General features: G+C 55.7%; 12 protein-coding genes. All 12 read right to left on the reverse strand.

Annotated elements, in window-relative coordinates; all coding sequences use genetic code 11:
- Positions 1–8: 8 nt before the first annotated feature.
- Entirely contained in the window at positions 9–266 is a 258-nt protein-coding gene (atpE, locus tag QFX16_RS29465; RefSeq protein WP_002555987.1) for a F0F1 ATP synthase subunit C, read from the reverse strand.
- A 133-nt stretch (positions 267–399) separates the two neighbouring features.
- Positions 400–1,269 (reverse strand): F0F1 ATP synthase subunit A, encoded by an 870-nt coding sequence (atpB, locus tag QFX16_RS29470; protein WP_283182330.1) that lies wholly within the window; start codon positions 1,267–1,269, stop codon positions 400–402.
- Between the two features lie 16 nt (positions 1,270–1,285).
- Positions 1,286–1,693, reverse strand: coding sequence for a F0F1 ATP synthase subunit I (locus QFX16_RS29475; RefSeq protein ID WP_007948092.1), 408 nt, complete (start codon positions 1,691–1,693; stop codon positions 1,286–1,288).
- 148 nt (positions 1,694–1,841) lie between these two features.
- Positions 1,842–2,714 carry a ParB/RepB/Spo0J family partition protein gene (locus QFX16_RS29480; protein ID WP_283182331.1) on the reverse strand — a complete coding sequence of 291 codons (873 nt, stop codon included), beginning with the start codon at positions 2,712–2,714 and terminating at the stop codon, positions 1,842–1,844.
- 9 nt (positions 2,715–2,723) lie between these two features.
- A complete protein-coding gene (locus QFX16_RS29485; RefSeq protein ID WP_008155709.1) occupies positions 2,724–3,521 on the reverse strand; it encodes a ParA family protein in 798 nt (265 codons plus the stop codon).
- Positions 3,522–3,539: 18 nt separating this feature from the next.
- Positions 3,540–4,184, reverse strand: a complete 645-nt coding sequence (gene rsmG, locus QFX16_RS29490; RefSeq protein WP_283182332.1) for a 16S rRNA (guanine(527)-N(7))-methyltransferase RsmG — start codon at positions 4,182–4,184, stop codon at positions 3,540–3,542.
- On the reverse strand, positions 4,181–6,073 hold the full coding sequence (gene mnmG, locus QFX16_RS29495) for a tRNA uridine-5-carboxymethylaminomethyl(34) synthesis enzyme MnmG (RefSeq protein WP_283182333.1): 1,893 nt from the start codon (positions 6,071–6,073) through the stop codon (positions 4,181–4,183). Before mnmG ends, rsmG begins: the two co-directional genes overlap by 4 nt.
- A gap of 550 nt (positions 6,074–6,623) precedes the next feature.
- Entirely contained in the window at positions 6,624–7,994 is a 1,371-nt protein-coding gene (gene mnmE / locus QFX16_RS29500) for a tRNA uridine-5-carboxymethylaminomethyl(34) synthesis GTPase MnmE (protein ID WP_283182334.1), read from the reverse strand.
- A gap of 79 nt (positions 7,995–8,073) precedes the next feature.
- Positions 8,074–9,759: a membrane protein insertase YidC gene (gene yidC / locus QFX16_RS29505; RefSeq protein WP_283182335.1), complete on the reverse strand. Its 1,686-nt coding sequence runs from the start codon at positions 9,757–9,759 to the stop codon at positions 8,074–8,076.
- A gap of 2 nt (positions 9,760–9,761) precedes the next feature.
- Entirely contained in the window at positions 9,762–10,007 is a 246-nt protein-coding gene (gene yidD, locus QFX16_RS29510) for a membrane protein insertion efficiency factor YidD (RefSeq protein WP_074872215.1), read from the reverse strand.
- Positions 10,000–10,401, reverse strand: a complete 402-nt coding sequence (gene rnpA, locus QFX16_RS29515) for a ribonuclease P protein component (protein WP_031319201.1) — start codon at positions 10,399–10,401, stop codon at positions 10,000–10,002. The genes yidD and rnpA overlap by 8 nt, the downstream gene beginning before the upstream one ends.
- 16 nt (positions 10,402–10,417) lie before the next feature.
- On the reverse strand, positions 10,418–10,552 hold the full coding sequence (rpmH, locus tag QFX16_RS29520; RefSeq protein WP_003213577.1) for a 50S ribosomal protein L34: 135 nt from the start codon (positions 10,550–10,552) through the stop codon (positions 10,418–10,420).
- Between the last annotated feature and the right edge of the window lie 467 nt (positions 10,553–11,019).

Below are 11,019 nucleotides of genomic sequence, written 5' to 3' on the forward strand. Positions count from 1 at the left end.
TCGAGTAATTAGCCAGCGAGTTGACCAACGAATGGGTTCGCGAAGGTGAAGAACAGAGCGATACCAACACCGATCATGGTTACGGCGTCGAGCAGACCGGCAACGATGAACATTTTGACTTGCAGCATTGGAACCATCTCTGGCTGACGCGCTGCGCCTTCCAGGAACTTGCCACCCAACAGGCCGAAACCAATTGCGGTACCCAGTGCGCCCAGGCCGATCAACAGTGCAACAGCGATAGCGGTTAGACCAACTACAGTTTCCATCTTTCCTCCCGACTTTTACGTCGTATGGTTTAGGTTTTTTAGATTTTAAAGCGGTAAAACAAATCGTTTCATAGCCCTGTTCGGGCACCCACTCGTTTGACCGAGTGGGACATCAGACTAGTCGAGACTGGTCTTAATGGTTCTCTTCGTGCGCCATCGACAAGTAAACGATGGTCAGCATCATGAAGATAAACGCCTGCAGGGTGATGATCAGGATGTGGAACACAGCCCACGCCCACTGCAGAACTATGCCCAGGCCGCTAAGCCAGAGCAGACCACTGCCGAACATCACAGCGATCAGAATGAAGACCAGTTCGCCGGCGTACATGTTGCCGAACAGACGCAGTGCCAGAGAGATTGGCTTGGCGATCAGTGTCACGAACTCCAGCAGGAAGTTCACCGGAATCAGCAGGGCTTGAAGAAAGATGTTCTTGCTGCCGAAAGGGTGCAGGGTCAGTTCGCCAATGAAGCCGCCGATGCCCTTGACCTTGATGCTGTAGAAAATGATCAACGCGAACACCGACAGGGCCATGCCCAGGGTAGCGTTCGGGTCAGTGGTCGATACCGCACGGAACGGAATGTGCGAATCACCAGTGATCAGGATGGCCAACTGAGGAATCCAGTCGACCGGGATCAGGTCGACGGCGTTCATCAGGAAGACCCAGACGAAGATGGTCAGTGCCAGCGGTGCAATCACCGGGCTACGGCCATGGAAGCTGTCTTTCACGCTGCCATCGACGAATTCGACCAATACTTCAACGAAGTTCTGCAAAGCACCAGGCTGACCGGAAGTCGCCTTCTTTGCCGCCATGCGGAAAAGAAGAACGAAGATCAGACCCAACGCGACCGACCAGCCGAGAGTATCGACGTGGAAGGCCCAGAAGCCCATTTCTTTGGCTTCTGCTGCGGTGTGGGCAAAACCCCACCCGCCAGTTGGGTGCTGACCGAAGGTCAGGTTCTGCAAGTGGTGCTGGATATAGCCCGAAGCGGTTGTCTCTGCCATGGTTGCCTCAAACGCCCTAAGGTCTCGAAAGTCTTGTTCTCATCAGCAGGGGCGCGAACCAGCTGACCAGTTGGGTCAACACGAAGACGCCGAATACAGCTAGCGGCGCCAATGGCTTCACACCTGCAAACGTCAATGCAAAGAGCACTGCCGTCAAAATTAGTTTGCCCGCCTCGCCGGCATAAAAAGACCGGACGATGGCTTGAGCTGCTCGGGCGCCGGAAAACCGAAATGCCCTGTGAGCGAAATAAACATTGGGTAGCAAGGCTATCAGGCCTCCGCAGAGTCCTGAGTACCCGGCTACGACTCCATGCCAGTACCAGAGCGCCAAAGCGGCCAGTACCAAAACGACAAATTGAGCCAGTAAGACCGGAAAAACTGCCAGGCGATGGAACGGCAAGCGGTTTGGCGTGCGGCTTTCCATCGTTTTTGCTCCCCAATGATCGGCTGCCATAATTCAATAACTTGGCATAATTTGTGCCGACAAAATGCGCGCAGAGTATAGGGGCGGTTCTGCCCCTATTCAACTGTCAGGTAGTGATTTCCGACTGCACGCTACATGAGGAAATGTTTCAGCGGATGTGTGCAAGTACACCTTGAAGCTCATCCAGGGAGTTGTAACCGATCACCAACTGCCCCTTCCCCTTTTTCCCGTGGCGGATCTGCACCGCAGAGCCTAGGCGCTCAGCCAGACGCTGTTCGAGTCGAGCGATATCCGGGTCCGGCTTTACCGGTTCAGCAGGTTCCTGTTTGCCACTCAACCACTGGCGAACCAGTGCTTCAGTCTGGCGTACAGTCAGCCCCCGTGCGACAACGTGTCGCGCCCCTTCAACCTGTTGATTTTCCGGTAAACCGAGCAAAGCACGTGCATGACCCATTTCCAGGTCGCCGTGGGACAGCATGGTTTTGATGACTTCCGGCAACGCGATCAAGCGTAGCAGGTTGGCCACGGTCACGCGGGATTTGCCCACGGCTTCGGCCACTTGTTGCTGCGTCAGCTGGAATTCCTGCTGCAAACGCTGCAAAGCCACCGCTTCTTCGATCGGATTGAGGTCTTCGCGCTGGATGTTCTCGATCAACGCCATGGCGATCGCGGTTTCATCCGGTACATCGCGAACCATTGCCGGGATGGTTTCCCGCCCAGCCTGCTGACTGGCGCGCCAGCGGCGTTCGCCGGCGATGATCTCAAATCGGCCGCTGCCGATCGGACGAACCACAATCGGCTGCATCACGCCCTGAGCCTTGATCGACTGCGCCAGCTCTTCCAGCGCCTGAGGATCCATGTCCCGGCGCGGCTGGTACTTGCCGCGCTGGATCAGGTCCAGGGGCAGGTGCTGCAGCTCACGCTGATCAGCCTGCACCGCTTGTTCTTCCAGCGAGCTGACAGTCGGACCACTCAGCAGTGCATCCAGTCCACGTCCGAGACCTCGTTTCTTGACGGCCATGGGGATTCCTTAAGTTGCCTGAGCAGCGGCAGTGCGTGAGTTTTTGCGTTGACGACGAACCATCTCGCCCGCCAATGCCAGATAGGCAATGGCGCCCCGCGATGATTTGTCGTACGCCAGCGCCGGCATGCCATAGCTTGGTGCTTCAGCCAGGCGGATGTTGCGCGGAATCACCGTGTCGTAGAGCTGCTCGCCGAAGTGTTCCTTGAGCTGCGCCGAAACATCGTTCATCAGGCTCAGGCGCGGGTCATACATGGTCCGCAACAGGCCTTCGACTTTCAGGTTCGGGTTCAGCAACTCAGCGATGCGCTTGATGTTATCCACAAGGTCGCTCAAACCTTCGAGCGCGAAGTACTCGCACTGCATGGGGATAATCACCCCGTCAGCCGCAACCAGTGCGTTTAGCGTGAGCATCGACAGCGACGGTGGGCAGTCGATCAAAATGTAATCGTAGTTTTCACGGATCGGCGCCAACGCACTGCGCAGACGGCTTTCCTTCATCTGCATTTCCAGCAGAACCACTTCGGCCGCGGTCAGGTCGCGGTTAGCCGGCAGCAGTTGGTAACCACCGTGCTCGGAATAGTGCATGGCCTGGGCCAGATCGCATTCGCCGATCAGCAGGTCGTAGACCGAGTTCTCCAGGCCGTGTTTATCCACACCGCTACCCATGGTGGCGTTGCCCTGTGGATCGAGATCGATCAACAGCACCCGACGCTTGGTAGCGACCAGGGAAGCTGCGAGGTTGATACAGGTGGTGGTCTTGCCCACACCACCCTTTTGGTTCGCTATCGCGAATACCTTAGCCATTCTTGCTTGTGTTCCCAATCATGCCGTGCGGCGCAGTATCAGCAGATGGCGTTGGCCTTGGCAACCGGGTACGGCCAGGGCGTGTTCGCTATCGAGGTGGAAGTCTGCCGGCAATGCTACCAGCTCATCGGCGGGATGAACGCCCTTCATTGCCAGCCAACGTGTATCAGCATCGCCGAGGTGGCGAGTCCAGTTGCTGAAGTTCTCCATGCTGCTGAACGCCCGGGAAATGATCCCGTTGAATGGCTGATCAGGCTGAAAAGCTTCGACGCGACTGTGGATAACTTGCAGGTTATCCAGTTTGAGTTCGAGTTTGACCTGAGTCAGGAAGCGGGTTTTCTTGCCGTTGCTGTCGAGGCAGGTCACTTGGGACTCTGGAAACAGGATGGCCAACGGAATACCCGGCATGCCACCACCGCTGCCAACGTCCAGCCAGCGGCCGTTTTCGACGAACGACATCACGCTCAAACTATCGAGCAAGTGACGGGAAACCATTTCATCCGGATCGCGTACGGCAGTCAGGTTGTAAGCCTTGTTCCATTTTATCAACAGGGCCAGATAACCCAGCAGATGAGCATGCTGGGTTTCTGTCAACGTGACACCGAGCTGGCGAGCACCTGTGGATAACTCTTCTGCGTGTTGCGAGGTGACCAACGAACTCAAGCGCTTTGCTCCAACTGACGGCCCGCGCCGCGTTTTTTCAAATGAATCATCAACAGCGAAATCGCTGCCGGCGTCACACCCGGGATACGCGACGCCTGGCCCAAGGTCTCTGGACGGGTCGCACCGAGCTTGCTCTGGATCTCTTTGGAGAGACCGGAAATGTTCGTGTAATCGATATCCACAGGCAGTTTTGTGTCTTCGCTGGCCCGCAGCCGTGCGATTTCATCCTGCTGGCGATCGATGTAACCGGCGTATTTGGTCTTGATTTCGACCTGCTCGGCGACTTGTGGATCTTCTGCGCCGCCACCGGTCACGGCGATCAGACCAGCGTAGTCGATTTCCGGACGGCTCAGCAGATTGAGCAAGTTGTATTCGTGGGTCAGCGGCGTGCCGAACTTCTCGGAAATCGCATCGCCTTGCTCGGTGCCTGGGCGAACCCAGGTACTTTTCAGGCGTTGCTCTTCCAGCGTGATGCTTTCGCGTTTGGTGCAGAACGCAGCCCAACGCGCGTCATCCACCAGACCCAGTTCGCGACCTTTTTCGGTCAAGCGCAGGTCGGCGTTGTCTTCGCGCAGGATCAGGCGGTATTCGGCGCGGGACGTGAACATCCGATACGGTTCCTGGGTACCCAGAGTAATCAGGTCGTCGACCAACACTCCGATGTACGCCTCGTCGCGACGCGGGCACCAGGCATCTTTGCCCTGAGCACGCAGTGCGGCGTTGGCCCCGGCCAGCAAACCCTGGGCGCCGGCTTCTTCGTAACCGGTGGTGCCATTGATTTGCCCGGCGAAGAACAGACCGGCGATGACTTTGGTTTCCAGGTTGTACTTCAGGTCACGCGGGTCGAAGTAGTCGTACTCGATGGCGTAACCCGGGCGAACGATGTGCGCGTTTTCCATGCCGCGGATCGATTGCACGATCTGCAGTTGCACGTCGAACGGCAGGGATGTGGATATCCCGTTCGGGTACAGCTCGTTGGTCGTCAGGCCTTCCGGTTCGATGAAGACCTGATGGCTTTCCTTGTCGGCAAAGCGATGGATTTTGTCTTCGATCGACGGGCAGTAACGCGGGCCGATTCCTTCGATCACACCGGAATACATCGGCGAGCGATCAAGGTTGGCGGCAATGATTTCGTGAGTGCGGGCGTTGGTGTGGGTAATCCAGCAGCTGACCTGTTTCGGATGCTGCTCTTTGGAACCCATGAACGACATCACCGGGATCGGTGTATCACCGGCTTGCTCGGTCATTACCGAGAAATCCACAGTACGACCATCGATACGCGGTGGTGTGCCGGTTTTCAGGCGGCCAACGCGCAATGGCAATTCACGCAAACGGTGAGCCAGGGCGATAGACGGCGGGTCACCGGCACGGCCACCAGAAAAATTCTGCATTCCAATGTGGATAAGTCCACCGAGGAAGGTGCCAGTGGTCAACACCACGGAGTCCGCGAAGAAACGCAGGCCCATTTGGGTGACAACACCGTGCACTTGTTCCTGCTCAACGATCAGGTCGTCGGCAGCCTGTTGAAATATCCACAGGTTCGGCTGGTTTTCGAGGATTTCGCGGACAGCGGCCTTGTACAGAACCCGGTCAGCCTGAGCTCGGGTTGCCCGCACGGCCGGGCCTTTGCGGCTGTTCAACACGCGAAATTGAATACCACCCTTATCGGTGGCCATGGCCATCGCGCCGCCGAGGGCATCGATTTCCTTGACCAGATGGCTTTTGCCGATCCCACCGATAGCGGGGTTGCAACTCATGGCACCGAGGGTTTCCACGTTATGCGTCAGCAACAGGGTTTTTGCACCCATGCGTGCTGAGGCCAGTGCTGCCTCGGTACCGGCATGACCGCCGCCGATGACGATCACTTCAAAACGGGAAGGGAAATCCACCACGCACCTCGTGCCTGCTTCAGTTAGGTAATCAGGAATAGTTTGAGCTCAGGTTTTTGGACCTGGGCGGCAAGTATAGGGACTTCGCCCTTCCTAAAGAACCCTTTGCACAAAATTTAACCAGCTGTGGAGAAGTCGCGGTTATAGAAATTAAAAAGAGAGAAATTTATTAAATCTTTGTTTTTATGTTTATTTCTACTGAGCCACCTTTCTGTGGATAGATCTCTACAGGCCTTTATTTTCAATATGTACAGAGATTCAAAACCCTGTGGTCATGTACCAATGAGGCCCTTGGATAACCGGTTTAAGCCTGTGGATGAAAGGGGTGTTTATCCACAGGGGCGGTTATCTTCAGTTTTGAGGCCCTGTTATCAACTGCCCTTAGTGGCAGTTATTCACAGGGCTTAATCCACAGAAAACTGCTGAATAAGCAAATCCAGGGCACAGAAAATCCGCTCAAGCAGAAAGAATCTGCTCAGCACTGGAAGAGAATTCAAAAAAAGGAGGGAACAGACAGGCACGAATGGCCTGTCTGTGGACAACGGGAAGATTATTTACCGATACAGAAGCTGGAAAAGATTCGTCCCAGCAGGTCATCGGAGCTGAATGCACCAGTGATTTCACCCAAAGCGTGTTGGGCTTGTCGCAAATCCTCGGCTAACAGTTCACCGGCACCCGCCAGGGTCAGCTGTGCACGGCCGTGCTCAAGGGAAGCACTGGCGTGACGCAACGCTTCAAGGTGACGCCTGCGAGCACTGAAGCTGCTTTCCGAGGTCTGTTCGTAGCCCATGCAGGCCTTGAGGTGGTCGCGCAGCAATTCCAGCCCTTCACCTGCAGATTTGGCGCTCAGGCTGATGGTGACGTGGCCATCCTCGCTGACTTCCAGGGCAATGGCTTCGCCAGTGAGGTCTGCCTTGTTACGGATCAGCGTGACTTTCGCCGGATCGGGACGGATTTCCAGAAATTCAGGCCATAACGCGAACGGATCAAGTGCCTCAGGAGCCGTAGCATCGACTACCAACAGGACTCGATCAGCCTCGCCGATTGCTTTCAGCGCCCGTTCGACACCGATTTTTTCTACCTGGTCGTCGGTATCTCGCAGACCAGCGGTGTCGACCACGTGCAGCGGCATACCATCGATGTGGATATGTTCACGAAGAATGTCCCGGGTGGTGCCGGCGATCTCGGTGACGATCGCGGCTTCACGACCGGCCAGTGCATTCAACAGGCTGGATTTACCGGCATTCGGCCGACCGGCGATCACCACGGTCATCCCGTCACGCAGCAAGGCACCCTGCCCGGCTTCCCGTAGCACGGTGGATAACTCGTCACGCACTTTGTCGAGCATGCTCAGTACGTGACCATCGGCGAGGAAGTCGATTTCTTCTTCAGGGAAGTCGATCGCCGCTTCGACATAGATGCGCAGGCCAATCAATTGCTCGGTAAGGTTATGCACACGCTCGGAGAATGCGCCCTGCAAGGAACGCAGGGCATTTCGTGCAGCCTGTGCAGAACTCGCCTCGATCAAGTCGGCAATCGCCTCGGCCTGAGCCAGGTCGAGTTTGTCATTAAGGAACGCGCGCTCACTGAATTCACCCGGCCGGGCCAACCGACAGCCCAGTTCCAGGCAACGCTTGAGCAGCATATCCAGAACTATCGGACCGCCGTGGCCCTGGAGTTCCAGCACATCTTCACCGGTGAATGAGTTCGGGCCCGGAAAATACAGGGCGATGCCTTGATCCAGCACCTCATCGTTTTCACTGAGGAACGGGCCGTAGTGGGCGAATCGCGGCTTGAGTTCACGACCGCTGAAGGCCCTGGCCGCAACACTCGCCAGCGGCCCGGAAATACGGACGATGCCCACACCGCCGCGACCTTGAGCGGTGGCGACGGCGGCGATGGTTTCACGAGGAACGCTCATAAGCCGTTATCCAGACAAAAGTGACAGATAGCAAAACGCCCCACTAGGGGGCGTTTTGAGTGGTTATTCACAGTGTAAATCAGGCAGCTGCTTTAGTAGCCGCTTCGACTTTACGAGTGATGTACCACTGTTGGGCGATCGACAGGCAGTTGTTCACTACCCAATACAGCACCAGACCCGCCGGGAACCACAGGAAGAAGAAGGTGAAGATGATTGGCATCAGCTTCATCACCTTGGCCTGCATCGGATCTGGAGGTGTCGGGTTCAACTGCTGCTGGATGAACATGGTTGCACCCATGATGATCGGCAGAATGAAAAACGGATCCTTGATCGACAGGTCAGTAATCCACAGCATGAACGGCGCTTGGCGCATTTCAACGCTTTCCAGCAGAACCCAGTACAGCGAAAGGAAAACCGGCATCTGCACGAGGATTGGCAAGCAACCACCCAGCGGATTGATCTTCTCCTTCTTGTACAGCTCCATCATGGCTTGCGACATTTTCTGCCGGTCGTCGCCATGTTGCTCTTTCAGCGCGGCCAGTTTCGGTGCCACTGCACGCATGCGGGCCATGGATTTGTAGCTGGCTGCCGACAGCGGGAAGAAGATCCCTTTGATCAGCATGGTCAGGAAGATGATTGACCAGCCCCAGTTGCCGATCAGCGCGTGGATATGTTGCAGCAGCCAGAAAATTGGCTGGGCAATGAACCACAGAATGCCGTAGTCGACGGTCAGTTCCAGACCTGGGGACAACTCTTTCAGCACAGCCTGGCTTTTCGGACCGGCGTATAGAACGGCGCTGGTCTCGGCTTTTGCACCTGGCGCAACAGTCATTGCCGGTGCGGTGTAGCCGATGATGTAGTTGCCTTTGCTGTCTTTACGAGTCTGGACGAGGTTGTTTTCGCCTTTCGCCGGAATCCACGCGGTCACGAAGTAGTGCTGCAACCAAGCAACCCAACCACCGGTGACGGTTTCTTTCAGCTGAGCCTTGTCCATGTCGCTCATCGACACTTTCTTGTACGGCTCGTTACTTGTCCACAGGGCGGCGCCCAGGTAAGTCGCGGTGCCGGTGGCCGTGCTGGAAGAAGGATCGGAGCTGGCGTCACGCTTCAACTGCGCAAACATTGCACCGGACCAGGGCTGAGCGCTCTGGTTATCGATCAGGTAGGAAACGGTTACGTCATACAGGCCACGTTTCACGGTGAAACGCTTGATGTAGTTGACGCCGTCCTTGCTGAACTTCAGGTCTGCGACCAATTGGTCCTGACCGTCAGCCAGTTGGTAAATCTTCTTCTCCGAGGAGTAAACCGGACGGCCGGCAGGACTGGCGTCCGGACCGTTGGTGCCGATCAGACCGCTCTGGGCCAGATAAGTCCGCTCGTTGCCGTTATCGAACAACTGGAATGGAATTTCCGGATGGTCCTGGCGACGTGGATACAGCGGCAGCGTCAACTGCGCAACATCACCACCTTGTGGATCGATTGCCAGGTTGAGCACATCCGTTTTGATCTGGATGAGGTCTTTGCTTGCAGCTACTGGTGTTTCAGCAGGTGCAGTTGCACTGGTATCGCTTACGGCGCGTGGAATGTCGTCACTGACAGAAGCATTATTGCCAGTCGCCGTATCCGGTAGGCCCGGTGCGGTAGTACTGGAAGCAACATTCTGAGTCGGCAGGGCAGCCTGGCCATAGTCCTGGTTCCATTTAAGAACCATAACGTAGGACACGATTGCCAGGGCGACGATCAGGATCGTGCGTTTGATATCCATGATTACTCGGCCATCGAAGAAGAACGGGAGGTAGGGATAGATGGAACCGGGTCATAACCACCGGGATTCCACGGATGACAGCGACCTAAACGACGAAAGGCCAGCCAGCCACCGCGCAGAAGGCCATGATTTTCTATGGCTTCATACGCGTAGCAGGAACAACTGGGGTAGAAACGACAGTGACTGGCCATCAGAGGACTAATGGCATAGCGATAAAACTGGATCGGAACGAGTGCCAGTTTACGCATCGGGACTGTCTACCCCTACAGTTTCGGTTTTGACTGCTGGTACCGGCGTGCTACGTGCCAGACGCTTCCAGAGTTTGCCGAAATGCTGAATCAATTCGGGGTTTTCTACGTCACCCAAACCTTTGCGCGCGACGATAACGATGTCCCAGCCGGCCAGTGAGTCCTGGTTCAGACGGAACGATTCGCGCATCAGACGTTTGAGGCGATTGCGCTCGACGGAGAGCTTTACGCTCTTTTTCCCGATAACCAGCCCGAGACGGGGGTGATCGAGATCGTTGTTGCGCGCAAGGAGCAGGAGATTTTTCCCCGGAACCTTGCCGGTAGGGGAGTCAAAGACTGCCTTGAAATGCCGGGGAGTAAGCAGACGCTTTTCCCGACTGAAGTCCTGACTCACCTCCAGTGCCGGATTATCAAACTGCCAGACGCGCACGACCTTTGGCGCGACGACGCGACAGGACGGCACGACCGTTTTTGGTAGCCATGCGAGCACGGAAACCGTGGGTACGAGCGCGTTTGATAGTGCTTGGTTGGAAAGTACGTTTCATTGTCGTGTTACCTGGTTCGTCCACAACGGGCCGGAATGGCCCCCGTTTTAAGAGACCGGGGATTCTAGAGAAAGCAAGCCTCTAGGTCAATTTCCAACCAGCGTTTCCTTATAAATAGATCTCCAGACGTTTTTCCTGCCGAGCTCCTTCGCTAGATATAGAAATTAAGAAGGAAAGTATTTAAAGCTTTTCTGTAAAGCTTATAAAAGCTAGGGACACGATCATCTGTGGATAACTGCCATCAGCCCTTTAAAGTCATGATGTACAGAGAATGACAACTACGGTGGAAAACGGTGGTAACCCTGTGCTGCGCTGTCGGATAAGCTGTGTGTGAAAGAGGTACTTATCCACAGGGCGGTTATCCACCGAGTTTCCCCCCCACTTGTACAACGACCTTAGACCCGGTTATCCACAGAGCTTATGCACAGACCGCTGGTCGTCTTTTTTTCGTATAAATCGCTGATTCT

The sequence above is a fragment of the Pseudomonas svalbardensis genome (genome assembly GCF_030053115.1).
Taxonomy (GTDB): Bacteria; Pseudomonadota; Gammaproteobacteria; order Pseudomonadales; family Pseudomonadaceae; genus Aquipseudomonas; species Aquipseudomonas svalbardensis.

Coding starts and splice junctions, on each gene's coding strand:
- mnmE (WP_283182334.1), bottom strand. CDS start 7,994: ATGAGCGTTCCTCGTGAAACCATCGCCGCCGTCGCCACCGCTCAAGGT.
- QFX16_RS29480 (WP_283182331.1), bottom strand. CDS start 2,714: ATGGCCGTCAAGAAACGAGGTCTCGGACGTGGACTGGATGCACTGCTG.
- rpmH (WP_003213577.1), bottom strand. CDS start 10,552: ATGAAACGTACTTTCCAACCAAGCACTATCAAACGCGCTCGTACCCAC.
- QFX16_RS29485 (WP_008155709.1), bottom strand. CDS start 3,521: ATGGCTAAGGTATTCGCGATAGCGAACCAAAAGGGTGGTGTGGGCAAG.
- QFX16_RS29475 (WP_007948092.1), bottom strand. CDS start 1,693: ATGGAAAGCCGCACGCCAAACCGCTTGCCGTTCCATCGCCTGGCAGTT.
- atpB (WP_283182330.1), bottom strand. CDS start 1,269: ATGGCAGAGACAACCGCTTCGGGCTATATCCAGCACCACTTGCAGAAC.
- yidC (WP_283182335.1), bottom strand. CDS start 9,759: ATGGATATCAAACGCACGATCCTGATCGTCGCCCTGGCAATCGTGTCC.
- yidD (WP_074872215.1), bottom strand. CDS start 10,007: ATGCGTAAACTGGCACTCGTTCCGATCCAGTTTTATCGCTATGCCATT.
- atpE (WP_002555987.1), bottom strand. CDS start 266: ATGGAAACTGTAGTTGGTCTAACCGCTATCGCTGTTGCACTGTTGATC.